Source organism: Mesorhizobium sp. M4B.F.Ca.ET.203.01.1.1, from assembly GCF_004791025.1.
GTDB lineage: Bacteria > Pseudomonadota > Alphaproteobacteria > Rhizobiales > Rhizobiaceae > Mesorhizobium > Mesorhizobium abyssinicae.
This window is the reverse complement of sequence record NZ_SRUO01000012.1, coordinates 109578-133508: the sequence shown is the minus strand read 5'-3', so window position 1 is coordinate 133508 and position 23931 is coordinate 109578. Positions and strand designations below refer to the sequence as shown.

The window sequence follows — 23931 nt, the reverse complement described above, 5'->3', positions numbered from 1 at the left end:
TGCGCCTCCGGAATTGTGTCAAAGCAGAGAGATAGGGCGGTTCGCCGTCTCCGTGAAATGGAGAAACGCTCTAGGCGCCCTGGTTGGGGAAGCAGGCCGTTGCGCTGAGCAGCGGCCCATTGGCCAGCGCGGTCAGGAAGGTCGGCAGCACGGTCGAGAATGTGTAGGATATCCGCACCGTCGAAAACCCGCTGAGGCCCGAGCAGGTCGTGTTGTTGTTGACGGTGATGTTGCTGCCGCTCAGCGCGATGCCGTCGGTCGCGGCCATGGTGCTGATGTAGCTGACGGTGCTGGCCGAGTTGTAGACGCCGCTTTTCGTGCACCCGCTCTGCAGCACGCCAACGCAGCGCGCCGCCGAGGTCGCGGTTTCCTGCAGCGCGTGCTGCACCCAGTACATGCGGCCGAACTCCACCGTGCCGAACAGCACCATCAGCAGCGGCACCGAAAGCAGCGCGAACTCGACCGCATTGGCGCCGGACCTGTCGCGGAGAAATGACGACAGGCTCTTCATTGCGGCTGCACCATGGCCTCGACGCCGATGTTGCCGCTCTTGACGATGCCGAGGGCGCCGAACAGCGGCGCGAACGGCCTGCTTGCGGTGATGGCCACGAACTTTCCGGAAATGCCGCCCTTGGGGCAAGCGGTGCTGCAGGTCACCGACGTGCCCCAGGTGACCGTGGTCCCCGAAACCGTCGGGCAATAGCAGAGGTCGGCGTTGGATGCCGTCCCGCTCTGGCTCGCGGTGGCCGTGCTGGCGTTGTAGGTGATCGAGGCGCCATTGTTGACCACCACCTTGATGGTGCCGCCGGTGCTGCTGAGGCCGCTGCTCACCACCGCCATGATGTTGGCGGCGAGCGTGGCGCCGCCGGTCGATGTGACCTTGTCGGCACCGAGCAGGGCATAGTTGGAGCCGGCGGAGATCGCCGAGGTCAGATCGAATTTTGCCTTGAGCGAAGCGCCGATGTCGACGGTTCCGGCAAGTATGGTGATCAGCACCGGGCTGACCAGCGCGAACTCGACCGCCGAGACGCCGGATCGATCGCGGCAGAGGGAGCGGGCGAGGGCCGAGCCGCGCAACAAGCGCGGCAGGCGGCGAAGGATGTTTGAAATCATCACTGGACCAAGCTCACTTTGCTCGCGGTGGAGGCGCTCGTGGCGGCGATGCATTCGCTCGCAGCGGCCGTGCCGCCCGACAGCGTGATGCGCGAGCCGATCATCTGCAGGCATTTGGTGGCGTCGGTGGCCGAGCCGAGCACGCTGGAGCCGCCGTTCATGATGATCGGGCCATAGGGGAAATAGAAGGCGCCGGAGATCTGCGCATTGGAGCCGCCTTCGGCGAAGGTGGCGCCGGCGGTGACCGAGGTCGAGGTCGGCCCGATCACGGCGAGCTTGGCCGTGGCGCCGGTCTGCGGCGCGGTGAGCACGATGTTGCTGTAGCCGGCCGCGACGCAGAAGACATAGCCGTTGCAGCTTCCCGAGCTCGATTTGGCCTTGCCCGACAGCACCAGCGTCACATCGGTGCCGCTGATGCTGATCGTCGAGCCGCCGCAGCTGGCGCTGCCGCCGCCGCTGCCGCCGAGCGCGAAATAGCCGTCCACCGTGTAGATGCCGGCGCCGAGCAGGATGGCGCCGGAGCCGATGAAGTTGCCTTCGATGTCGTGCTGCGCCGTGGCCGGCACGACAAAGCAGCTGCCGCCACCGCCGCCATTGACGTTGCCGACCACCTGGAACACGCCCGAACTGGTGGCGTCGGCCAGGAGGGTCTTGGAGCCGCCGCCGAGCGTGATGGCGTCGCCATTGCTGCCGGGGCCGATCTTGTAGCTGTTGGCGGTGCCGGAGCCGAAGGTCAACGTCGCGCCGCCGGTGTTGTTGAAGCCGCCGGGCAGCTCGAACGTGCTCGGCCCGCCAAAGGTGAGCGTGCTGGTGTTGCAGAGGCTGACACGCGCGGTGCCGCCGCAGGTGTTGTCGCTGATGCCGATCTTGAAGGTGCCGGCGCCGAACGTCGTGGTGGCGCCGCCGCCGGTCGTCAGGCCCTTGGTGAAGTTGAAGGTTCCGGCGCCGAAGGTCGTTATCCCAGCGGTCGTCACCTGCTTGCCGAAATTGTAGGTGCCGGCGCCGAAGGTCGTGGTTCCGGCCGTGGTCAGTGTCTTGGCGAAATTGTAGGTGCCGGGGCCGAATTTGGTCGTGGCGCTGGTCGTGAGGTCGCCGGCGATGTTGTAGACGGTGCTCGCCGCGCCACTGGTGGCGAAATTGAGGTTGATGCCGCCGCCGATGGTGATGGTGCCCAGGTTGACCGTGGTCTTGCTGCCGCAATTCAGCGTCCAGGTCGAGGTCGCCGATGCCCAGCTGGCCGTGCAGCCGAGCGTGGTTGCCTGGCTCTGCGTCGAGCTCTGGTTCCATGCGAAAGCGATATCGCTGCCGGTGGGGGTGGTCGGCGCCGTCGGCGCGGTCGTCGTCGAAAGCGCGGCCACGGTTGTGATGCGGGCGACGGCGGCGGCGACGGCCGTGTTGCCGGCCAGCGGATCGGCCGTGTACTTCTTGGAGATCGTGCCGGTGATGCCGCTGCAGGGCTGGCTTGGCGCCGTCGTCGAATTGTAGGTGACGCCGATCGCCGAGATGGTCGTTCCGCAAGGCACCGTCACTGTGTTGTTCGACGAGACCGTGCATTTCGGCGCGCTGATCTTGGTGCCGCCGGAAAGCGTGATGCCGGTCTGGGTGCCGTCGAGCGCCAGCATGCAGCCGGGCGTCGACGCCGCCGCACCGACTTCTGCGATCGAGTTGGCGTGGATGTTCAACTGCTGGCGGTCCTGCAGCACCCGCGCCAGGATCAGCGATTTCGGCGTGTTGATCGTCACCGCAACAGCTTTCATGCCGCTGGTCTTCGGCGACGTCACCAGCGAGGCCTGCACGTCGGCCGCGGGCACCCCGTTGAGCACGGCGACATTGACCGCCGTCGCCTTCATCTGATCGGTGGACTTCGTAGCGTTGTAGGCAAGCGCGCCGGCAAAGGCCGAGAGGTCGGCGATGCGCTGGTTGTCGGAGCGCTCGACCAGGGCTCCGCCATATTCGGTGACCAGCGCCGCCATGCCGATGAGCAGCGGCAGCACCAGGGCCGAGATGATGAGGACGTTGCCATCGCGGCTACGCGAAAACCGCCGGAAAATCTGCATGAGGCTGACCTGAAGAACGCTGCAATCTCGAGCAACCTTACGGTGCTCCGTTCTTTAGTAACCGTGAATGTGTTAAAATTTATTGTCCTACAATTTCTGGCTCGGTCACAAGCGCTTGATCGAAATAGCTGATTTGGTTGACGATTTGCTCAGGAAAGAGTCAGCGGGCAGGACTTAGAGCCGCAAGGCCTTCGCTGACGCAGCGTTAAGCGACAACGAAAAAGGGCGCCTTTCGGCGCCCTTTCCGTATGCTTCGCGAGAGAGCTGGATTAGAAATCCATGCCGCCCATGCCGCCCATGCCGCCGCCGGGCATGCCACCGGGCATGCCGCCGGCCGACTCCTTCTTCGGAGCCTCGGCGATCATGGCTTCGGTGGTGACCAAGAGGCCGGCGACCGAGGCCGCGTCCTGCAGGGCGGTGCGAACGACCTTGACCGGGTCGACGATGCCCATGGCGATCATGTCGCCATATTCGCCGGTCTGGGCGTTGTAGCCGAAGGTGGCGCCCTTGTTGTCCAGGATCTTGCCGGCAACGATCGAGGCCTCAGCACCGGCGTTGGCCGCGATCTGGCGGGCCGGAGCCTGCAGCGCGCGACGCACGATGTTGATGCCGGCAGCCTGGTCGGAGTTGGCGCCGGTGGCCTTCAGGTTGCCCGAAGCGCGCAGCAGGGCAACGCCACCGCCGGCGACGATGCCTTCTTCCACGGCCGCGCGGGTCGCGTTCAGCGCGTCGTCAACGCGGTCCTTCTTTTCCTTGACTTCGACTTCCGTCGCGCCGCCGACGCGGATCACCGCGACGCCGCCCGCCAGCTTGGCCAGACGCTCCTGCAGCTTCTCCTTGTCGTAGTCCGAGGTGGTCTCCTCGATCTGCTGCTTGATCTGGGCGACGCGGCCCTGGATCTCGGCCTTCTTGCCGGCGCCGTCGACGATGGTGGTGTTCTCCTTGGAGATCGACACCTTCTTGGCGCGGCCGAGCATGTTGAGGCCGACGTTCTCGAGCTTGATGCCGAGGTCTTCCGAGATGACCTGGCCACCGGTGAGGATGGCGATGTCTTCCAGCATGGCCTTGCGGCGGTCACCGAAGCCCGGCGCCTTGACGGCGGCGATCTTCAGGCCACCGCGCAGCTTGTTGACGACCAGCGTGGCCAGGGCCTCGCCTTCGACGTCTTCCGAGATGATGAGCAGCGGCTTCGAGGTCTGCACGACAGCCTCGAGCACCGGCAGCATGGCCTGCAGGTTGGAGAGCTTCTTCTCGTGGAGGAGGATGTAGACGTCCTCGAGATCGGCAACCATCTTGTCGGCATTGGTGACGAAGTAGGGCGAGAGATAGCCGCGGTCGAACTGCATGCCTTCGACGACTTCGAGCTCGGTCTCGGCGGTCTTGGCTTCCTCGACCGTGATGACGCCTTCGTTGCCGACCTTCTGCATCGCTTCCGCGATCATGGCGCCGACCGACTCGTCGCCATTGGCCGAGATCGTGCCGACCTGGGCGACTTCCTCGGAGGTCTTGATCTTCTTGGCGGCCTTGCCGAGCGCCGCGACGACTTCGGTCACGGCGAGGTCGATGCCGCGCTTCAGGTCCATCGGGTTCATACCGGCGGCAACCGCCTTGTGGCCTTCCTGGACGATCGACTGCGCCAGAACGGTCGCGGTCGTGGTGCCGTCACCGGCGATGTCGTTGGTCTTCGAAGCGACTTCGCGGACCATCTGCGCGCCCATGTTCTCGAACTTGTCCTCAAGCTCGATTTCCTTGGCGACGGTGACGCCGTCCTTGGTGATGCGCGGGGCGCCGAACGACTTGTCGATGACGACGTTGCGGCCCTTGGGGCCGAGGGTCACCTTCACGGCGTCGGCGAGGATGTTGACGCCGCGCAGCATGCGCTCGCGGGCATCACGGGAAAACTTTACGTCTTTTGCAGCCATTGTAAGCTCCTGTCAGGGGTTCGGGTCGAACCCGCAGATTCAAGATTCAGTTGACGGTGAGGCCGATGTTCAGCCGATGATGCCCATGATGTCGGATTCCTTCATGATCAGAAGGTCTTCACCATTGAGCTTGACTTCGGTGCCGGACCACTTGCCGAACAGGATGCGGTCGCCGGCCTTGACGTCCAGCGGCACGAGCTTGCCGGCCTCGTCGCGGGCGCCGGAGCCGACGGCGATGATCTCGCCTTCCTGCGGCTTTTCCTTCGCCGTATCCGGGATGATGATCCCGCCGGCGGTCTTGGATTCGGATTCGACCCGGCGAACGACCACGCGGTCATGAAGCGGGCGGAACTTGGACTTTGCCATTAGTGTCTTCCTCGATGAGAACGGTGAGAACTGTTCCTCCATCCGGCGAGGCCGGATATGAGTTAGCACTCACGCAAGGCGAGTGCTAACGTGGCGCTGAGATAGGCCGGAGGGTTTCGAGAGTCAAGGCGCGCGCAAGGAGCGAACCGCGCGAAATTTTTCCCGGCCTGCATTCGCACGAGGAACGCGGTCTCCGCCGATGGGATCGCGAAGGAATTTTATCGGTGCCCCTTAACGCCTCGGCGAGCGCAGCACCAGCAGCGGGCATCGCTCGGCGAGACCATAGCTGCCTGTTGGAACGACGCCGACATCGTCGAAGAACGCATGCGCCTCGCCAATCAGCACGTCTGCCGGCGCGAAGCTGTAGATAGCCGAAGAGTTGCGGTAGACGTCGATGGTGCCGATGACCGGCAATTCCCACCCGGTGCGTGCTGAAAGCTCCGCGCGGTCGGGAAACAGCGCGTCGAACCGTTCCGCAATGGTCTTCACGGGGATGGCATAGTCGGGCGCGTTGCCCGCCGCGGTCATGGCGACGCGCCATTTGAGCTCATGGAAGGTGGAGACGCCGCCGGACAGCGCGAGCCCCCGTACCGCGTGCGGGTCGTCGGGTGCTTGCGGACCGGCAAAGAGGCGCGCCCCCGCTCGGCCGCCTGGACGGAGCACGCGTGCGATTGCCGCGAACAGCGCCCGCCGTGCGACCGACAAAGCGAGCGCGGAAAGGCACCCGTCACCGATTACCACATCCACGCTTGCGCCAGGAACGGGCAGGTCAAGCCAGTCGCCGTTCACCGCTCTGCGCGACGCCGTGTCGCCCGGCCAGATTCCCGCGATCATTTCGGGAGACTCGTCGACGGCCGTCATCGTCGCCCCGAGGCCGGCAAGTTCCGGCGTCACGCCGAGCAGAACGACGTGTGCTCCGGACAGATCGAGTTCTCGCTCATATGTTGCGACGGCTTCCGCCGGCGGCCTGAGTGGCGGCCCAAGCAACTGCCAGTGCCTGCGAATTGCATTCCAGTGCTGCGTCATGCAAAACGCCCCGGTTCCCACGCAACGGTGTCGATTACTTGATGGCCGCCTGGAAACCAAGGGGCATATGGTGCGCATCGCGGTCATCACGCATGAGTTCGACCGGTTTCAGAGCCGACGTGGGCTGCTGCTGCGCCGCGACAGCCCCTACATGCTCTTCGACCTGCTGGAAGAACTGAAGCGGCGCGGCCATTCGGTCCACGTCCTTGCCGGCACGGCGGCCAGGCCGGAAGCCGACATCGCGGTACTGCATGTCGACGCGACCGTGACGCCGGCCGAATATGTCGAATACGCGCGCGCGTTTCCCTTCTGCCTCAACATCGGCGCCGCCGACATCTCCAAGCGTCGCGTCAGCGGTGCCGTGATCGGCCGGGGCGACGCATGGCAGGGCCCGGTCATCGTGAAGAGCAGCCTCAACAACCACGGAACGCGCGAGCGCTCGCTGAACCGGCGGTCGCGACGCGCCGGCAAGCCGGAGCCGTTTCCCGGCCTCGAAGCCTTGGACGGCTATCGTGTCCATGGCTCGCTTGCCGATGTTCCGACGACGGTGTTCGACCGCGAGGATCTCGTGGTGGAAAAATTCGTTCCCGAACCGGAGCCGGACGGCTTTGGAGCCCGCTTCTGGCTGTTTTGCGGCGAACGCGAACGCTGCACCCGCCACGTCTCGCCGCAAAGTCTCGTGAAGGGCGACGATACGATCCGCCGCGAACCTGTTCCGGTTCCCGACGAGCTTCGCGCGCTAAGGCGTGAACTTGGTTTCGATTATGGCAAGTTCGATTTCGTCATGCATGAAGGCAGGGCGGTGCTGCTCGACGCCAACAAGACCCCTGGGCGAGCCAGGCGCCTTTCGAACTTCGTCGCCGCCGGCAATTCAAATCTCGCCGACGGCTTCGAAGGGCTGATCCGCCAGGTTACCTAGATGTTCATCCCGCCGGAGACTTCGATGCGCTGGGCGTTGACCCAGCGATTGTCCTGCGACAGCAGCGAGGCGATCATCGGCCCGATGTCGTCGGCGACGCCGGTCCGGCCGAGCGCGGTGACGCCGGCCACCATGCGGTTGATCTCGGCATTGTCGCGCACATGACCGCCGTTGAAGTCGGTGGCGATTGCGCCAGGCGCCACGGTGTTGGCGGTGATGCCGCGCTGGCCGAGTTCCTTGGCGAGGTAGCGGGTGAACACCTCGATGCCGCCTTTCATCATCGCATAGGCCGACGAGCCGGGTGCGGCGAAACGGGCGAGACCGCTGGAGATGTTGATAATGCGGCCGCCGTCATTGATCAGCGGCAGCAGCGCCTGGGTGAGGAAGAACACACCCTTGAGGTGGGTGTTCATCAGCGTGTCGAACTCCTCCTCGGTTGTCTCGGCGATCATCTTGCGCAGGCCGGTGCCGGCATTGTTGATGAGATAGTCGAAGCGGTCGCGCTGCCAGGTCTCCTTCAGCGTCTTCTTCAACGCCTCGGCGAAGGCGGGGAAGGTGGCGATGCCGCCGGTGTCGAGTTGGAGTGCTGCGGAGCGGCCGCCGGCAGCCTCGATTTCGGCGACAGCCGCCTCAGCTTCGTCGGCGCGCGAGTGATAGGTAACGATGACGTCGACGCCCTTGCGGGCGAGGCTGAGCGCAGTGTTGCGGCCGAGGCCGCGGCTGCCCCCGGTGATGAGAGCGATGGGCCGAGTGGTCATGGCGAGAACTCCTTCTGTTTTGGATGGAGATGCATATACTCGCCTTGCTGGACGATATAATCGGGCACGGATTGCCAACACTATTCAGCTTATGCGAACAATCGCTGATGGACAGGTTCGACAGCATGCGGCTTTTCACCCGCGTCGTGGAAAGGCGCAGCTTCACCGCTGCCGCCGCCGATCTCGGTCTGCCGCGCTCCAGCGCCACCGCCGCGATCAAGCAGCTGGAGGAGCGCCTGGGTGTGCAGTTGCTTCGGCGCACCACCCGCCACGTCACGACCACTCTCGATGGTGACGCCTATTACCAGCGCTGTATCGGCATCCTCGCCGACATCGAGGACGCCGAGGGCGGCTTCGGCGCGCATGAGGTCCGTGGGCGGCTCAGCATCGACATCAACGGCAACCTGGCTCGCACCGTCGTCATCCCGGAACTGCCGGCGCTGCTCGCCCGCTATCCTGGGCTCAGCTTGCATATCGGCGAGGGCGACCGCCTCGTCGACCTCGTGCGCGAGGGCGTCGACTGCGTGGTGCGCGCCGGCACGCTTCCCGACAGTGACATGATCGCGCGCCGCATCGGCATCGCCCGCGAGGCGACGCTCGCCAGCGCCGACTATGTCGAGCGCCATGGCCGGCCGTGTGACCTGGACGAGCTGGCTGGTCATGTGATGATCGGCTTCGTCTCGTCGCGCACCGGGCAGGTGATGCCGCTGGAATTCACCGTCGACGGCAAGGTGCGCGAGATCGTGCTGCCGTCGCGGGTCACGGTTTCCAACTCCGACACGGCCGCCACGCTGGTGCTCCAGGGTTTCGGCCTCTACCAGGCACCGCGTCGCCGTTTTACCGATGACATCGAGGCTGGTCGTCTGGTCGAGGTGCTTCCAGACAATCCGCCGACGCCGACGCCGATCTCGGTCCTCTATCCGCGCAGCCGCCAGCTGTCGCCAAGGGTGCGGGTGTTCGTCGACTGGCTGGTGGAGATTCTTGGGCCGAAGCTGGATCCCTGACGCCGATCAGAGGAACAGCCGCAACTGCGTGTGGATGATCGACCGGTAGTCATCGATCGTGCGCCGGCTCTCGGCCTCATCCTGTGTCAGCGCCAGCCGCACCACGCCGCCGGCAAGCTGGAAGACCAAGAACACCACGCGGCCGAACGCCTCGCGCCGCTCCGGCTCAAGCATCGGGCCGACATGGTCGCAGAACATTTTCGCCTGCTGCCTGGTCTCGGCGATGTCGAGGTTCTGCAGCGCCTTGTCGGCCTGGATCGCGTTCTGCAGGTCCTGGATGGCCGGATCCGCCGCCACGCGACTGTAGTAGTCGTCGAGCAGCCGATCCGCGGCCGACGTCACATCGTCCACCCCGCGGATCCCGGCGATGATGGCGCCGAAGCGCGCGCGGCTCTCCTCCGCGAAGCGCTCGTAGAGCATCGCCAGGATCGCCGATTTGTTGGGGAAATAGTGATAGACGGTGGCGATCGGTCCGCCGGCCAGCGCACCCACTTCCTTCATCGTGACGGCGTCGATGCCTTTCTCGCCGATCAGCCGCATGGTCGTCGAAAGGATCGCGTCGATGCGCTCGCGGCTGCGCTCCTGCTTCGGCCTGCGCCTGGGCGCCGTCGCCAATCGCCTTGCTTCGCTCATTGCGCCCGATCTCTCGCGAGAGGTCCAAAATTCCGGTTGACAAGAAACATGATTAACTATCAGTTTCCAGAAATGCTGACAGATTGTCAGTTTTTTGGCGATGCGGCAAGGACGTTGAGGAGGCGCCTTTGGTTACACAAGCCGGCGAGACGGACGGCGGCGACTGGCTGGTCGGCAATCCGAGCGGCCCGCAGCTCGCTTCGGCGCTGTGGATCGGTTCGGTCGGCCTGCTGATCCTCGGGCTTCAGCCGGTGCTGCTCGGCGCGCTCTACACCGAAGGCCATGTCACCGGCGACGAGCTGGCGCTGGTCGCCACCGCCGAGATGATCGCCATCGCCATCGGCTCGGGCGTCGTGGCCATGGCCCTGTCGGCCCGCAACATGCGCTGGAAGAGCGCCATCCTCCTGCTCCTGCTGGCGGCGGCCAACTGGTGGACGGCCTATGCCGCCGGCGCCAACGCGCTGATCGGCGCACGCAGCCTGGCCGGGCTTGCCGAGGGCGGGCTGGTCGCCGTCGCCACCGAGCTGATCGCCCGGTCGCGCCGGGCCGAGCGCATCGGCGGCTATTTCGTCACCGTGCAGACCTTGGCGCAATGCGCGCTGGCGCTGACCCTGGCGCTCTATGTCGTCCCGGTCGCCAGCGCGTCCGGCGGCTTCCTCGCCCTCGGCGTGGTCTGCCTCGCCTCGCTGGCGGTCGCCTGGATCGTGCCGGACGACTATGCCGACCTGCCGAAGGATGAGCATTTCGCCAATGTGCTGACGCCCGGATCGATCGCCGCGCTGCTCTCGATCTTCTGCTACTTCATGTTCTTCGGCGCGATCTGGGCCTTCCTCGAGCCGCTCGGGGCGCAGTTCGGCATCGACGGCCGCACGGTCGGCCTGATGGTGTCGGCAAGCCTCGCCGCTCAGGTGGTCGGCGCCCTGACCGCGACGGTCTTCGAGGCGCGCCTCGACTATCGCCTGGCGATCACCGCCATCGGCGCCGTCGCTCTTGTCTGCTCCCTGATTTTCGCCAGCGGACCTGGCCTGACGATATTCTGGGTCGCCGCTTTGGTGATGGGCTTCATCCTGCTGTTCATCGTTCCCTACCAGATCCGCCTGGCGATCACCGCCGACGAGACCCGCACCGCGGTGCTTCTGGTGCCGGCGGCCCAGCTCTTCGGCCTGGCGATCGGCCCAATTGCCGCCTCGCTGCTGATCGACAAGGATTTCCGGCCGGTGCCGGAATTCGCCGCCGCCAGCGCCGCCGCCAGCGTCGCGCTGCTCGGCCTGTTCATCCTCGTGACGCGGCGCCGCCGCGCCGTCGCCTGAGCGGAGAAGCGCGATGCCGAACGCCTGGAGCAACTGGTCGGGCCTGGTGCAGGCCGCGCCCAAGCTGATCGCCGCTCCCGCCGATGCCGGTGAGCTTGCCGATCTGGTGCGCATCGCGCCCGGTCCGCTGCGCGTCGCCGGCGCCGGCCACTCCTTCACGCCGCTGGTCAAGTCCGACGGCACCATCGTCTCGCTGGAGAAGATCGAGGGGCTGGTCTCGCATGATACCGCGACCAGCAGGGCGCGGCTGCGAGCCGGCACGAGGCTCGGCCCGCTGATGCATTTGCTGCAAGGCATCGGCCAGGGCCTGCCCAACATGGGCGACATCGACAAGCAGGCGATCGGCGGCGCGCTGGGCACCGCCACGCATGGCTCCGGCCCGAAGCTCGGCGCCTACCATACGCAGTTGGAGACGCTGCAGTTCGTCGACGGGACAGGCAAACTGCGCGAATACAGCCGGGCAGGGGACCAGGACATGATCCACGCCACCGGCGTCGCGCTCGGCGCCTTCGGCATCCTCACCGAAGTGACGATGAACAACATGCCGACCTACCGCCTGCGCCGCCGCAAATGGGTGCTGCCGATCGCCGAGATGCTGAAAGACTTCGAGACGATGCTGGCTGCGCATCGTTCGGCCGAGTTCTACTACATACCTTTCTCCGGCTACGCGCAGTTCATCGCCAGCGATCTCTCCGACGCCGCGACCACCGCGCGACCGACCGAGGAGGACGAGGCGGGGCTGGCGACGCTGCGCAAGCTGCGTACCGCGCTCGCCTGGCTGCCGTCGCTGCGCCGCCGGCTGATCCTGGGCGCGATCGCCAAGCTGCCGGCCGAGGACTATGTGCAGGACTGGCTCAACGTCTATGCCAGCGATCGGCAGACCAAGTTCAACGAGATGGAATATCACCTGCCGTTCGAGGAGGGGCCGAAGGCGCTGGCCGAGATCATCGAGCTCACCGAGAAGCGCTTCCCGGAAGTCTACTTCCCGATGGAGGTGCGTTCGGTTGCGCCGGACGAATTCTGGCTTTCGCCCTTCCACAAAAGGCTCACCTGCTCGATCGCCATCCACCACGATGCGGCCAACGATCCCGAGCCCTTCATGCGGGCGGCCGAGCCGATCTTCCGCAAGTATGGCGGCAGGCCGCATTGGGGCAAGATGCACAGCCTGAAGGCCGCGGATTTCAAGAAACTCTATCCGCGCTGGGATGACGCCATGGCGGTGCGGCGCGATATCGATCCCGAAAACCGTTTCGTGTCGCCCTACATGGCCAGCCTGTTCGGCATCGACACATGAGCGCCTATTTCGCCGATCTCTCCGAGGCGCTTAGGCAAGCCGGCATCTTCCAGCCCGCGCTCGTGCTCGACCGCGACCGGCTCGACCGCAACATCGCGCTGGTGAAGGAAAGACTGGCGCCGGGCCTCGCCGCGCGGCTGGTCGACAAGTCGCTCGCCTCCATGCCGCTGCTTCAGCATATTGCCGGCGCGCTCGGCTCCAGCCGTTTCATGACCTTCCATCCGCCGATTACGCAGGCCGTACTCGACGCCTTTCCCGAGGCGGATCTGCTCTACGGCAAGCCGATGCCGGTCGGCGCGGCGAGAGCCGCGCTCACCAAGGGCGGCGCCGCCTGGTCGCGCGTCTGCTGGCTGATCGACACCGAACAGCGGCTGGCCGAGTATGGCGCGCTGGCGGCCGAACTTGGCACCGACCTGCGCTTTGCCTTCGAGATCGATGTCGGGCTGCATCGCGGCGGATTCGCCAGCCCCGAGGACATAAAGGCGCTGACCATCCCGAACGGCCTGCGCTGCGAAGGCATCATGGCCTACGAGGCGCACGCGCCGGAAATCCCCGGCCTGTTCGGCGGCCAGGGCGGCGCGCTGAGGAAAGCCCAGGCGCTGGCCGAGGAATTCGCCGACAGCCTCGGCGAGGATCAGCGGCGCATCCTGAACATAGGCGGCTCGAAGACGGCGTTGCTGCACCATGGCGGGGTCGCCAACGAAGTCTCGATCGGCTCCGCTTTCGTGCTGCCCAGCGATTTCGACGTGCCCGGCCTGGATGGCCTCCAGCCTGCTGCCTTCATCGCGACGCCGATTCTGAAGGTGGTGGAGCCGGTGCTGCCGGGGCCGGCCTCGGTGTCGCGGATGCTCACGGCGCTTGGCCTGTTCCCGCGCAAGGGCTGCTATCTCTACGGCGGCAAGTGGATGGCCGGGCCGGTATTTCCGCAGGGCATGAAGGTGAACGGCCTGATGGGCCTGTCCTCCAACCAGCAGTTCATGGCCCTGCCGGCCGGAGCCGACGTGAAGCCCGGCGACTGCGCCTTCCTGCGTCCGACGCAGAGCGAGGCCGTGCTGCAGCACTTTGGCTCGATCGCGGTGTTTTCGGGCGGACACATTGTCGAGCGCTGGCCAGCCTTGCCGATGGGGTGAGGTGGCCAACGGCCGTTGCCGTGATCCTTCGCTGTCCCGCCAGCCTCAGGCGTTCTGTCTGGTGCTTCGAGCAAGCATTTACTTGACTCCGTCAACTAAATAGCCAATCTTCTCCCTGACAGGAGAAGCGCCATGACCATCCATCATCCACCCGGCAAGGAGCGCATCGACGCCGTGCGCGCCTTCAACCGCTTCTACACACGCCAGATCGGCCTGCTCGACGAAGGCCTGCTGAAGAGCCCGTTCTCGCTGACCGAGGCGCGGGTGCTTTATGAGCTCGCCCATCACGATGGCCTCGTCGCCAGCGACCTTGTTCGCGACCTCGGCCTCGACGCCGGCTACGTCAGCCGTCTCTTGAAGAAATTCGAGGAACGCGGTCTCGTCGAGCGCGCCGCTACCGAAGCCGACGCCCGGCGCTCCTCGATCGCGCTGACCCAGGCGGGCAGGGATGCTTTCGCGCCGCTCAACAAGGACTCGCATGCGCAGGTCCAGGCCTTGCTCGACAAGCTCCCGCCGGCCGAGCAGGACAGGCTGGTCAAGGCGATGGGCACCGTGCAGCGCCTGCTCGGCGATCAGCCGGAACCCAGGGTGCCGTATGTATTGCGGCCCTTGCAGGTCGGCGACATCGGCTGGGTCACGCGGCGCCAGGGCCTCATCTATGCGCAGGACTATGGCTGGGACGAAACCTATGAGGCGCTGGTCGCCGAGATCCTGGCCGAGTTCGTCAGGAAGTTCGATCCGAAATGGGAGCGTGCCTGGATCGCCGAGCGGGAAGGAGAGGTCGTCGGCTCGGTCTTCCTCGTGCGCAAGTCGGACCAGGTGGCGAAGCTTCGCCTGCTCTATGTCGAGCCGTCCGCGCGCGGCCTTGGTATCGGCAGGCGGCTGGTGGATGAATGCATCGGCTTTGCCCGCGTCAAAGGCTACAGGACGCTGACGCTGTGGACCAACGACATCCTCGGCTCGGCCCGCCGCATCTATCAGGCGGCGGGCTTCGAACTGACGGAAGAAGAACGCCACCATTCCTTCGGCAAGGATCTGGTCGGCCAGACCTGGAATTTGTCGCTCTAACCCTTCACCGGTATCCAGATCTCCAGGCCGCCATTGCCGCTGCGCGGATCGAATTCGGGGCCGTAGCGCTCGAACTCCGGCGCGTCGGCGACCTCATGGCCGGAGGCCGGCAGCCATTTGTTCCAGATCGTGTTGACCGTGCGGCGGATGGTCGAGATGTGCTCGCGGTGCGAGAACACCGCATATTTCTGCGCCGGTACGCGCACGCGGAAGAACTCTTTCGGCACTTCCGAGAAATCGCTGACCTCGACGCCGGCGACATAATCGAAATTGCCGGCGTCGTCGCCGTTGACGCAGACGCCGTAGGCGACGTCGCCGGTCTCGCCGGGGATGTTGCCGATATAGGGTCCAAAACGCTGCCACAGCATCGGAATGCCGGCGCTGGTCTCGCAGCTGTAGCGTTCGCCGAGCCCGGCGATGAGGAAGGGGCGGCTGGTCTCGAAGCGCGGCGGTTCGAGATTGCTGAGAAAAGACTGGTCCATCAGGATCGGCTCCACGAGGTCTAGGGTGTTGGTCGAGCCTTGCGCGCGCACCAGTTCCGGCGTGGTGCCGAACAGGTCGCGGAAGGCGCGGGTGAAAGCCTCATGCGAGCCGTAGCCGGCATCGAGCGCGACCGAGAGGATGTCGGGCGCGCCGCCGGCAAGCTTGCGCGCCGCCTCGCTCAGCCGGCGCGCGCGCATGTAGCCATCACCGAGCGCCCCGTGGCGGCGCCGAAGGCGCGCGTCACGTGGAAACGCGACACGCCGCTGCTTTGCGCGACATCGTCGAGCGAAATCGCGTCCGGCAGATGGCTTTCGACAAACCACAGCGCTTTCTCGGTCGGGTTCATGGTTCCTCGCATTTGGCCGGCCGACGATAATGCCCGCGCGGACTGCCAATTTGATCCAAATTGCGCACTGGGCAATAATGCGTCGGTCATGCCCCGTCGATGTGGGAATTCGAAGCGGCATGATCCTTGTCCGGGGAAGGGGTGTCCCGATGACCACGGCGGCTGCCGATCAGGTATACCGGTTTGGCGGGTTCACGCTCGACCTCGCCATGGGCACGTTGCGCGGCGTCAACGAGCCGCTGTTCCTGCGCCCCAAGGCCTACGCCCTGCTATCGCATCTTGCCCGCAACATGGGCCGTGTCGTGCCGAAAGCGGAGCTGATGGATGTTGTCTGGCCGGGCGTCTACGTCACCGAGGACTCGCTCACCCAGTCCGTGCGCGAAATCCGCAAGGTGCTTGGCGAGGATATGGTGCGCACCGTCTCCAAGCGCGGCTACATGCTTGCCGCGGAGGCGGAACCCGCGCCCGAGATGAGTTCCCAGCCGATCGTGGCGGTCGTTCGCTTTCGCAACGAGAGCGGCGATCCGGCCGACGAAGCGATGGTCGACGGCTTTGCCGAGGATCTGATCAACGGCGTGGCCCGCTTCGGCACAGTCACCGTGCTGGCGCGCAATTCGAGCTTTTCCTTCTCCTCGTTCGGCCGTGGCGAGTGGCCGCAGATCCGTGCCCGCATCGGCGCCGACTACCTGGTCGAAGGGTCGCTGCGCCGGCAGGGCGAGCATGTCGTGGTGGCCGTCAGCCTGGTCGACATCGCGACCGCCAGCCAGCTCTGGGGCGACCGCTACCAGTCGCAGGGCGCTGGCCTGTTTGCGACCGGAGGCGAGATCGTCGAGCAGATCGTCAGCCGGCTGGTCACGCGGGTCACCAATGCCGGGCTCGAGCAGGCCTCACGCAAGCCGGTGACTAGCCTCGCCGCCTATGAGCTTCTGCTGCGCGGTTTTGCGCTGCTGCGCGATCCGGCCCAGACCGACCAGCGCGGCGCCGAGGCCTTGTTCGAGGCGGCCATCGCCAAGGATCCGAATTATGGGCTGGCCTACACCTATCTCGCCCTGGCGCGCTCGCTGGACGGGGAGTTCGGCCGCGCCAGCGACGCGGTGCTGCAGAACGCGCGTGACCTTGCCGACAAGGGCCTCGCCTTGTCGCCGGACCAGCCGACCGGCCATCGCGTGCAATCGCTGATCCGCCTCTATATGCGCGACCACGAGGCGGCCGAGCACCACATGCGCATCGCGCTGCAGCTCAATCCCTGCGATGCCGACAGCATCGAGCAGATGGGCATGCTGCTGACCATGCGCGGCCGGCCGCTGGAGGCGCTGACCTGGCTGGCGCGCGGCATCCGCATCGATCCCTTGCACCCGCACTGGTACCAGTTCGACCGTGCGCTGGCGCTCTATATGATGGGGGAATACCGGCAGGCGGCGGAAGCGCTGGAACTGGCCACGCGTCCGGCACCCTGGATCCGGACGCGACTGGCGGCCTGCTATGCCCAGATGGGCGACATGGAGAAGGCGCGGCGGCAGATCGCCCTCATCGAGGAGGGCGATGCTTTTGCGCCGCTCGACTACGCGCTGCGCGGCGTGCCCTTCGAGAACCGGGCAGATGCCGAGCATCTCGCCGAAGGCGTGCGGCTTGCCCTCGGCGAGGTTTAGCCCGAGGCCGATCGTCAATCGACGACGACCACGATGTAGCGGCCCTGATAGGCCCGGTAGTAGGTGCCGCCGCAACGCCAGACGTCGAAGCCGTTGACCTTGGTGCGGACGCAGCCGGCCGGCAGCGTCGCGACCCAGGCGGTGGTGTGCCTCAGCACCCGCCATGTCGTGTTGCGGCGGGCGACGCCGGCGGCGCTGCGCGGCGTCCAGGGATGGCCGACGCGGGCCTCGGCCGCGCCGACCAGCGACAGCGCCGGCACCGTGCCGCCGATGATCTCGACGGCGGCCATGCCGATGGCGAGCAGGGCAGCGGCCGAACGCATTTTCGTTATTGATTTCATACGCATGTTCTCTCTCCTTAAGGCTCGATCGAAGTTCAACGGGGGGACGCGGCAAGCCGGGCGGTGCCCGCCAGAGCCGCGAGGTGAGCAACCACGAACAGAAAGTGCGCCGCGGTTGTGACGTAGCCGACGACGAGCACGTCGGCGGCGATGAAGAACTGCCAGAACAACAGGTTTGCCGTTCCGAGCAGCATGTGGACGGCAGCCAGGAAGGCATGCCAGGTCCGCGAATAGGCGATGCGCGAGAGCGTGACCCCGATGATCAGGGCCAGTCCGTGCGCCTCGATGAAGCCGATGCCGGTGCCGGGCGCGTCGGCGAGCAGTATGGCTTCGGCGCCGCGCCCGAAGAACGAGCCGGCAATGTCGGTGGCGAGCCCGCCGGCCGATGCCAGGATCAGGAAGCCGGCGTTGACGCGGATGAGCAGGTTTCCAAAGAACGGTGTCATGGTCGTTTCCCTTCGGTTACGTGTTTGGCTGCCACGGCGGCATTCCGCCGTGGCTTGTCGGAATGCGTGGCCGCATCAGGCGGCGATGGCTTGCGGCTCGGCGGCCGCCACGGCGGGATCCGCCGCTGCTGTCGTTTCGGCCGGCGCCTTGATGCCGAACCAGGTGACGTAAAGCGTCGGCAGGAACACCAGCGTCAGCACTGTCGCCACCATCAGGCCGCCCATCACCGCGTAGGCCATCGGCCCCCAGAACACGGTCGGCGCGATCGGGATCATGCCGAGGATGGCGGCCGCCGCCGTGAGCAGGATCGGCCGCAGCCGGTGCGTGGTGGCGCTGATCACCGCAGCCCATGGCTCCTCGCCGTCGGCGATGTGCTGGTCGATCTGCGTGATCAGGATCACCGAGTTGCGGATCACCATGCCGATCAGCGACATCACGCCGAGGATGGCGACGAAGCCCATCGGCGCGCCGGAGATGAGCAGCGCGCCGGCGACGCCGATCAGCGCCAGCGGAGCGGTGAGCAGCACCAGCACGAGGCGCTGGAAGCTCATCAGCTGGATCATCAGCACCGTGGCCATGATGAACAGCATCAGCGGGAAGACCACGAAGATGCTGGCCTGCGCCTTGGCGCTGTCCTCGATCACGCCGCCCTGTTCGACGCTGTAGCGGGCCGGCAGCTCCGCTTTGAAGGCGGTGATCGCCTTCTCCAGCTTGCGCGTCACCGCGGTGGCATCGCTGCCCGGCGCGACGTCGGCCTGGACGGTCACGGTCGGCAGGCGACCACGGCGCCAGATCAGCGGCGGCTCGGTCTGGTAGGAGAGCTTGGCAACCTGTTCGAGCGGCACGCGGCGTCCGCCCGAGGCGCTGATCGTCAGGCCGCGCAGCGTGTCGATGCTGGCGCGTTCGGACTCCACGGCGCGGGCGACGATGTCGACGAGGTAGGTGTCGTCGCGCATCTGCGTGATCTTCGAGCCGGACAGCACCGCGTTGATCGTCTCGGAGAGCTGCTGCGAGGAGATGCCGAGTGCACGCGCCCGGTCCTGGTCCACTTCGACCTTGATGACCTTGGCCGGCTCGTTCCAGTCGTAGTTGATGTTGCGCACCGCGGCATCGCTGCCCAGCACCTGCGCGAACTGCTGCGCCAGGCTGCGCGTCCTGTCCGGGTCCGGACCGCTGACGCGGAACTTCAGCGGCCAGCCGACCGGCGGGCCGAGCTCCAGCGGCGTGACGCGGGCCATGACATCGTCGAAGCCGGTCGACAGCTTCTTCTCCAGCCGGTCGATGACCGCCTGGCGCACGGCGTGGCCCTTGGTCACCACCACCGCCTGGGCGAAGAAGTCGTTGGCGAGCTGCGCGTCGAGCGGCAGGTAGAAGCGCACCGCGCCCTGACCGACGTAGAAGCTCCAGTGGTCGATGTCCGGGTCGGCCGCGAGCAGCTTCTCGACGCGCTCCACCACCGCGTCGGTCGCCTTGATCGAGGCGGTGCGCGGCAGGGTGAGATCGACCATGACCTCCGGCCGGTCGGACTTCGGGAAGAACTCCTGGCCGACGAAGCCCATGGCCACGACCGACAGCGCGAACAGCCCGGCGGTCGCCGACAACACCAGCCACTTCGCCCGCATCGCCATTTCGAGCAGCGCCTCGAAGCCGCGGGCTATGCGCGACGGCTGATGGCTGTCATGGCCCTTGATGCGCTCCGGCAGCAGGAAGACGCCGGTGAGCGGCGTGAACAGCACCGCAACGATCCAGGAGACGACCAGCGCGATGCCGACGACCGCGAACAGCGAGAAGCAGTATTCGCCGGCGCCGCTCTTGGCGAAGCCGACCGGCACGAAGCCGGCGATCGTCACCACCGTGCCGGTGAGCATCGGGAAGGCGGTCGAGGTATAGGCATAGGTGGCGGCCGAGATCTTGTCGTGGCCTTCCTCCATGCGCGAGATCATCATCTCGACCGCGATCATGGCGTCGTCGACCAGAAGGCCGAGCGCGATGATCAGCGCGCCGAGCGAGATACGCTGCAGCGAGATGCCGAAATACTCCATGGTGACGAAGGTGATCGCCAGCACCAACGGGATGGCGACCGCCACCACGATGCCGGGGCGCCAGCCGAGCGCCAGCAGCGAGACGGCAAGCACGATGGCGATCGCTTCGCCGAGACTCTTGGTGAACTCGCCGACGGACTCTTCCACCACATGCGACTGGTCGGCGACCAGGCCGAGCTCGGCGCCGAGCGGCAACTCGGCCTCCATCTCGTGCATCTTCTCCTTGACGTTCTCGCCCAGCGCCAGCGCGTCGCCGCCAGCGGTCATCGAGACCGCGATGCCGACGGCCGGCTTGCCGTTGAAGCGGAACATCGGCTGCGGCGGATCGGAATAGGCGCGCTTGACCTCGGCGACGTCGCCCAGCCGGAAATAATGGCCGTTGGCGTAGAAGTTGATCGCCTTCAGACTCTCCTCGGAGGTGAAGGAACCGGAAACGCGGATGGCGATGCGCTCCGGGCCGGCATCGACGGTGCCGCTCGGCGTCAGCGCGTTCTGCGCCTGCAGCGCCTGCGACAGCGTGCCGACGTCGAGGCCGAGCGCCGCCACCTTCTGCGTCGAGAATTCGAGGTAGATCTTCTCGTCCTGCTGGCCGACCAGATCGACCTTGGCGACATCCTTCACGGTGAGCAGCCCGGCGCGCAGGCTGCTGGCCAGGTCCTTCAGCTCGCGATGGCTGAGACTGTCGGAGGTCAGCCCGTAGATCAGCGAATAGGTGTCGCCGAACTCGTCATTGTAGAACGGGCCCTGGACGCCGGACGGCAAGGTCGGCTTGATGTCGTCGAGCTTCTTGCGCACCTGGTACCAGAGCGGCTGCACCTGGTCGCCGGCGACCGTGTCCTTGAGGTTGACGAAGACGACGGATTCGCCGGGCTTGGTGTAGCTCTTGACGTAGTCGAGGTCGGGAAGCTCCTCGAGCTTCTTCTCGATGCGGTCGGTGATCTGCTCCACCGTGTCGCTGGTCGTGGCGCCCGGCCACATCGTCTTCACCACCATGGTCTTGATGGTGAAGGGCGGGTCCTCCTCGCGGCCGAGGCCTTGATAGGCGTAGAGGCCGGCAAGCGCCGCCGCGATCATCAGGTAGATGACGAAGCTCCGGTGGCGCAGCGCCCATTCGGAAAGGTTGAAGCTGGTCATGATGCAATCCCTCTCAGCGCGCGTGAAGGCGCGTTCCGCCGGCGTTTGCCGGCCAGCGAAAAATGATGGTTGGGTTCGGACAGCGCCCGCCGCGTGGCGGGCGCCGTCGCAAGTCAGGCCAGGCTGTGCATGGTGCCCGGCACACGGTAGGGCGCGCGCTCGGCGGTCCTCGGCCTGATGGCGAGGCCGGCGAGGTAGCGCTGGAAAGTCGCCGCCTCCTGGACGGGCGAGGCGAGCGCGACATGGCCGTCCGGTCTCACCAGATAGGCGCCGTCACGCTGCAGGCCGGCTTTGCCGGCCGCTTCCGACCAGGCGAAGGCATGGACCGGGATGCCGGCCGGCGCGAGCATCGCCCGGAATTCGGCGTTGACCTCGCCATAGACATGGATCTGCCAGTCGAGCGAGCGCAGCGGTTCGAAATTGTCGCCCCTCGCGCCGACCACATAGGGCAGGCGGTCGCCGCCGCCGACCTTGCCGGCCGTGCCCGCGCTGATCGGCCCGGCGCGGTACTCGATCGCCGCCTGCGAGATCACGCCGAAGAAGGCGCGCGAGCCGAACGACGTGTGCAGCGCGGCGTTCATGATCTTCGGCATCAGATAGCGCCGGAACAGGCCGACCAGCCGCGAGCGGCTGGTGACGAAGCGGAACACCTTGTCGGTGCTTTCGATCAGCTTATGGGCGAAGGCGATGCGCTCCGGCTCGTAGCTGTCGAGCAGGCGCGCATCGGCGCGGCCCTGGACCACGGCGGCGAGCTTCCAGGCGAGGTTTACCGCATCGCCCATGCCGGTGTTCATGCCCTGGCCGCCGGCCGGGCTGTGGATGTGGCCGGCATCGCCGCACAGGAACACGCGGCCGGCGCGGAAGCGCTCGGCGACGCGGTGATGGACGCGGTAGGTCGAGAACCAGTTGACCTCATGGACCTTGACGCCCGTGTCGCGTTCGACATCGGCGCGGATCGCCTCGAAGGTGATCGTCTCGTCCGCCTCGTGCGCCTTCGGCACGATGCCGATCAGCCTGACCGAACCCGACTGCCGGACCGGCATGACGATGGCGAAGCCATAACTGCTGATCGTCGTGTCCATGCCGTTGGGCGTGATTTCGCCGCTGCCCTTCACGTCGGCGACGTAGAAGGACTGCTCGTAGGTGCCGCCGGGGAAGCCGATGTTCAGCCCATGGCGAACGGCGCTGCGGGCGCCGTCGCAGCCGGCGAGATAGGCCGTGCTGACGGTCTCGGTGCGGCCGTTCCTGCTCAGCGTCGCAATGACCGCTTCGCCCTTGTCCTGGAAGGCGACAAGCTCGGTGTCGCGCTCGACCTCGACGCCGGCGCGCTCGAGATGCGTGATCAGCAGGCGTTCGTGGATGTCCTGCGGCAGCGCGAAGGCGAAGGAGTAGGGGCTGATGCCGCGGCCGAAATCCGACAGCGGCAGCCTTGCCGCGACGCCAGCCGGCGTGTGCAGGGTCAGCCGCTCCAGCCGCACGCCTGCGGCGAGCACGTCGTCGACGATGCCGATCTGGCGGTGGAACTCCAGCGTGCGGGCCTGGACGGCGAGCGCCCGCGAGGTCTCGCCGGGAGCGGCGGCCTTGTCGAAGATGCGCACCGGCACGCCGAGCCTGGTCAGCCACAGCGCCAGCGTCAGGCCGGTCGGACCGGCGCCGGCAATCAGGACCTTGGTCTTTGACATGTTCATTTCTCTTCCCCTTCAGCGGTGCGGACTTTTTCATGTTCCCGCAGCCGGTTGACGCCGGCGGTGACGACGATGTCGCCCTTGGCGAGGCCGTCGCTGACGACGACGCGGTCGGTCTCGTAGCGGGCGACGGCGACGGGCCTGAGCTCGACGGCGGATGTCGCGGTGACGACCCAGACCGCCGGCTCGCCGTCCTTGTCGAACAGCGCGCTGCCGGGCAGCACCACAACCGGCACGCTGGCGATCTCGGCGCGGCCGCCGACGCTGGCGCCGAAGCGCATTTCGGCGGGCGCATTCTCGAGCGAGACCTTGACCTGGAAGGTGCGGGTCGCGGCGTCGGCAACCGGCGCGATCTCGCGCACAGTACCGGTTGCCGTGATCGCCGGATTGCTGAGCAGCGAGACCGTGACCTTCGGCGGCCGCCTTGTGTCGGGCGTGTTGGCGAAGGCGGCTTCGGCGATCGAGAACACCGCGTCGCGGCTGCTCGGATCGGCGACGCGCGCCACCATCTGCCCGACATTGACGGACTGGCCGGCTTCGGCGCCGGTGGCGGTGACGATGCCGTCGAAATCGGCATGCAGCTCGGTATAGCCGAGCTGGTCTTTCGCCATCTGGAAGGCGATATTCGCCGACTTCAGCTTGGCCTCGGCTGAACGCAAGTTCTTCAGCGTCGCATCGTAGCTGGCGCGTGTCGTGAAGCCCTTGGCGAGCAGCGCGCCGATGCGGGCCTCGGCTGCGCTCGCCTCGACCAGCACGGCTTGCGCCGCCGCGACATCCGCCTCGGCGCTGAGCAGCCGGTTGCGGTAATCCTGGTCGTCGATGCGGGCAAGCACCTCGCCCTTCTTCACCGTCGAGCCGATCTCGGCCATGCGTTCGATGAGCTTTCCGGAAACGCGAAAACCGAGGTCGCTCTCGAGCCTTGGGCGGATCTCGCCAATGGCGGTGCGGACCTCGGCATTGGCAACCGGCGTCACCTCGACGGCCTTGACCAGCTTCGTCTCCGGCGCGTCAGGCTTTGCGCTCGAGGCTTCGCTTCTGGCGCCATGCCAGACGATCGCGGCGCCGCAGGCAAGGACGGCGATCGATCCGGCGACAAGGCGGCGTCTCAGCGGCCTGTTGTGAAGAAGTTCGGCAATCATGTTGTCTCCATGACCAAGGTTGCGGCCGCGCTGGGAGGATGCGGGCGACCGGAAAATGCGTTTGG

Annotated in this window: 20 protein-coding genes and 1 pseudogene; 7 read left to right on the top strand and 14 right to left on the bottom strand. The window is 66.3% G+C overall.

Annotated features, from left to right (window positions below; translation table 11 throughout):
- Positions 1 to 70 precede the first annotated feature (70 nt).
- From EN846_RS23535 to EN846_RS23510, 6 genes are all read right to left on the bottom strand, one after another.
- A complete protein-coding gene (locus tag EN846_RS23535; RefSeq protein ID WP_127393748.1) occupies positions 71 to 511 on the bottom strand; it encodes a TadE/TadG family type IV pilus assembly protein in 441 nt (146 codons plus the stop codon).
- Positions 508 to 1113: a TadE/TadG family type IV pilus assembly protein gene (locus tag EN846_RS23530; RefSeq protein WP_127393750.1), complete on the bottom strand. Its 606-nt coding sequence runs from the start codon at positions 1111 to 1113 to the stop codon at positions 508 to 510. The genes EN846_RS23535 and EN846_RS23530 overlap by 4 nt, the downstream gene beginning before the upstream one ends.
- Complete coding sequence (locus tag EN846_RS23525) at positions 1113 to 3170, bottom strand: pilus assembly protein TadG-related protein (RefSeq protein WP_135859305.1); 2058 nt, start codon at positions 3168 to 3170, stop codon at positions 1113 to 1115. The genes EN846_RS23530 and EN846_RS23525 overlap by 1 nt, the downstream gene beginning before the upstream one ends.
- Positions 3171 to 3439: 269 nt before the next feature.
- Positions 3440 to 5092, bottom strand: a complete 1653-nt coding sequence (gene groL / locus EN846_RS23520; protein WP_135859304.1) for a chaperonin GroEL — start codon at positions 5090 to 5092, stop codon at positions 3440 to 3442.
- Positions 5093 to 5161: 69 nt separating this feature from the next.
- Positions 5162 to 5458, bottom strand: coding sequence for a co-chaperone GroES (gene groES, locus EN846_RS23515; protein WP_006203049.1), 297 nt, complete (start codon positions 5456 to 5458; stop codon positions 5162 to 5164).
- A gap of 231 nt (positions 5459 to 5689) precedes the next feature.
- Positions 5690 to 6484: a class I SAM-dependent methyltransferase gene (locus tag EN846_RS23510; RefSeq protein WP_127392343.1), complete on the bottom strand. Its 795-nt coding sequence runs from the start codon at positions 6482 to 6484 to the stop codon at positions 5690 to 5692.
- 67 nt (positions 6485 to 6551) lie between these two features.
- Here EN846_RS23510 and EN846_RS23505 point away from each other — a divergent pair, with 67 nt between their 5' ends.
- Entirely contained in the window at positions 6552 to 7403 is an 852-nt protein-coding gene (locus EN846_RS23505) for a hypothetical protein (RefSeq protein WP_127392344.1), read from the top strand.
- Here EN846_RS23505 and EN846_RS23500 read toward each other — a convergent pair.
- On the bottom strand, positions 7400 to 8161 hold the full coding sequence (locus EN846_RS23500; protein WP_127392345.1) for an SDR family oxidoreductase: 762 nt from the start codon (positions 8159 to 8161) through the stop codon (positions 7400 to 7402). The two genes, EN846_RS23505 and EN846_RS23500, sit on opposite strands and share 4 nt — an antisense overlap.
- Before the next feature lie 107 nt (positions 8162 to 8268).
- On the opposite strand from EN846_RS23500, the gene EN846_RS23495 reads away from it, so the two are divergent.
- Entirely contained in the window at positions 8269 to 9165 is an 897-nt protein-coding gene (locus EN846_RS23495) for a LysR family transcriptional regulator (RefSeq protein ID WP_127392346.1), read from the top strand.
- Positions 9166 to 9171: 6 nt separating this feature from the next.
- On the opposite strand, the gene EN846_RS23490 is transcribed toward EN846_RS23495, so the two are convergent.
- Positions 9172 to 9798: a TetR/AcrR family transcriptional regulator gene (locus EN846_RS23490; protein ID WP_187331454.1), complete on the bottom strand. Its 627-nt coding sequence runs from the start codon at positions 9796 to 9798 to the stop codon at positions 9172 to 9174.
- A 128-nt stretch (positions 9799 to 9926) separates the two neighbouring features.
- On the opposite strand from EN846_RS23490, the gene EN846_RS23485 reads away from it, so the two are divergent.
- From EN846_RS23485 to EN846_RS23470, 4 genes are all read left to right on the top strand, one after another.
- Positions 9927 to 11108, top strand: a complete 1182-nt coding sequence (locus EN846_RS23485; protein WP_135913960.1) for an MFS transporter — start codon at positions 9927 to 9929, stop codon at positions 11106 to 11108.
- 13 nt (positions 11109 to 11121) lie between these two features.
- Entirely contained in the window at positions 11122 to 12402 is a 1281-nt protein-coding gene (locus tag EN846_RS23480; RefSeq protein WP_127392348.1) for a D-arabinono-1,4-lactone oxidase, read from the top strand.
- Entirely contained in the window at positions 12399 to 13532 is a 1134-nt protein-coding gene (locus tag EN846_RS23475; RefSeq protein ID WP_127392349.1) for an alanine racemase, read from the top strand. The genes EN846_RS23480 and EN846_RS23475 overlap by 4 nt, the downstream gene beginning before the upstream one ends.
- Before the next feature lie 132 nt (positions 13533 to 13664).
- A complete protein-coding gene (locus EN846_RS23470; protein WP_127285526.1) occupies positions 13665 to 14600 on the top strand; it encodes a bifunctional helix-turn-helix transcriptional regulator/GNAT family N-acetyltransferase in 936 nt (311 codons plus the stop codon).
- On the opposite strand, the pseudogene EN846_RS23465 reads toward EN846_RS23470, so the two are convergent.
- Positions 14597 to 15429 (bottom strand): annotated as a pseudogene (locus tag EN846_RS23465) (AraC family transcriptional regulator). The gene EN846_RS23470 and the pseudogene EN846_RS23465 sit on opposite strands and share 4 nt — an antisense overlap.
- A gap of 149 nt (positions 15430 to 15578) precedes the next feature.
- Here EN846_RS23465 and EN846_RS23460 point away from each other — a divergent pair.
- Entirely contained in the window at positions 15579 to 17078 is a 1500-nt protein-coding gene (locus EN846_RS23460; RefSeq protein ID WP_127392350.1) for a winged helix-turn-helix domain-containing protein, read from the top strand.
- 14 nt (positions 17079 to 17092) lie between these two features.
- Here EN846_RS23460 and EN846_RS23455 read toward each other — a convergent pair whose 3' ends face one another.
- From EN846_RS23455 to EN846_RS23435, 5 genes are all read right to left on the bottom strand, one after another.
- Positions 17093 to 17425, bottom strand: a complete 333-nt coding sequence (locus tag EN846_RS23455) for a hypothetical protein (RefSeq protein WP_135859303.1) — start codon at positions 17423 to 17425, stop codon at positions 17093 to 17095.
- A gap of 29 nt (positions 17426 to 17454) precedes the next feature.
- Complete coding sequence (locus EN846_RS23450; RefSeq protein WP_127285530.1) at positions 17455 to 17865, bottom strand: hypothetical protein; 411 nt, start codon at positions 17863 to 17865, stop codon at positions 17455 to 17457.
- Positions 17866 to 17940: 75 nt separating this feature from the next.
- On the bottom strand, positions 17941 to 21042 hold the full coding sequence (locus EN846_RS23445; RefSeq protein ID WP_281015753.1) for an efflux RND transporter permease subunit: 3102 nt from the start codon (positions 21040 to 21042) through the stop codon (positions 17941 to 17943).
- A gap of 113 nt (positions 21043 to 21155) precedes the next feature.
- On the bottom strand, positions 21156 to 22730 hold the full coding sequence (locus EN846_RS23440) for an FAD-dependent monooxygenase (RefSeq protein WP_210235148.1): 1575 nt from the start codon (positions 22728 to 22730) through the stop codon (positions 21156 to 21158).
- On the bottom strand, positions 22727 to 23866 hold the full coding sequence (locus tag EN846_RS23435) for an efflux RND transporter periplasmic adaptor subunit (RefSeq protein ID WP_135859302.1): 1140 nt from the start codon (positions 23864 to 23866) through the stop codon (positions 22727 to 22729). The genes EN846_RS23440 and EN846_RS23435 overlap by 4 nt, the downstream gene beginning before the upstream one ends.
- Between the last annotated feature and the right edge of the window lie 65 nt (positions 23867 to 23931).

Bases quoted from the DNA above. Each gene is read 5' to 3' on its own strand.
- EN846_RS23535 (WP_127393748.1), bottom strand. From the start codon at position 511: ATGAAGAGCCTGTCGTCATTTCTCCGCGACAGGTCCGGCGCCAATGCG.
- EN846_RS23530 (WP_127393750.1), bottom strand. From the start codon at position 1,113: ATGATTTCAAACATCCTTCGCCGCCTGCCGCGCTTGTTGCGCGGCTCG.
- EN846_RS23525 (WP_135859305.1), bottom strand. From the start codon at position 3,170: ATGCAGATTTTCCGGCGGTTTTCGCGTAGCCGCGATGGCAACGTCCTC.
- groL (WP_135859304.1), bottom strand. From the start codon at position 5,092: ATGGCTGCAAAAGACGTAAAGTTTTCCCGTGATGCCCGCGAGCGCATG.
- groES (WP_006203049.1), bottom strand. From the start codon at position 5,458: ATGGCAAAGTCCAAGTTCCGCCCGCTTCATGACCGCGTGGTCGTTCGC.
- EN846_RS23510 (WP_127392343.1), bottom strand. From the start codon at position 6,484: ATGACGCAGCACTGGAATGCAATTCGCAGGCACTGGCAGTTGCTTGGG.
- EN846_RS23505 (WP_127392344.1), top strand. From the start codon at position 6,552: ATGGTGCGCATCGCGGTCATCACGCATGAGTTCGACCGGTTTCAGAGC.
- EN846_RS23500 (WP_127392345.1), bottom strand. From the start codon at position 8,161: ATGACCACTCGGCCCATCGCTCTCATCACCGGGGGCAGCCGCGGCCTC.
- EN846_RS23495 (WP_127392346.1), top strand. From the start codon at position 8,269: ATGGACAGGTTCGACAGCATGCGGCTTTTCACCCGCGTCGTGGAAAGG.
- EN846_RS23490 (WP_187331454.1), bottom strand. From the start codon at position 9,798: ATGAGCGAAGCAAGGCGATTGGCGACGGCGCCCAGGCGCAGGCCGAAG.
- EN846_RS23480 (WP_127392348.1), top strand. From the start codon at position 11,122: ATGCCGAACGCCTGGAGCAACTGGTCGGGCCTGGTGCAGGCCGCGCCC.
- EN846_RS23475 (WP_127392349.1), top strand. From the start codon at position 12,399: ATGAGCGCCTATTTCGCCGATCTCTCCGAGGCGCTTAGGCAAGCCGGC.
- EN846_RS23470 (WP_127285526.1), top strand. From the start codon at position 13,665: ATGACCATCCATCATCCACCCGGCAAGGAGCGCATCGACGCCGTGCGC.
- EN846_RS23460 (WP_127392350.1), top strand. From the start codon at position 15,579: ATGACCACGGCGGCTGCCGATCAGGTATACCGGTTTGGCGGGTTCACG.
- EN846_RS23455 (WP_135859303.1), bottom strand. From the start codon at position 17,425: ATGCGTATGAAATCAATAACGAAAATGCGTTCGGCCGCTGCCCTGCTC.
- EN846_RS23450 (WP_127285530.1), bottom strand. From the start codon at position 17,865: ATGACACCGTTCTTTGGAAACCTGCTCATCCGCGTCAACGCCGGCTTC.
- EN846_RS23445 (WP_281015753.1), bottom strand. From the start codon at position 21,042: ATGACCAGCTTCAACCTTTCCGAATGGGCGCTGCGCCACCGGAGCTTC.
- EN846_RS23440 (WP_210235148.1), bottom strand. From the start codon at position 22,730: ATGAACATGTCAAAGACCAAGGTCCTGATTGCCGGCGCCGGTCCGACC.
- EN846_RS23435 (WP_135859302.1), bottom strand. From the start codon at position 23,866: ATGATTGCCGAACTTCTTCACAACAGGCCGCTGAGACGCCGCCTTGTC.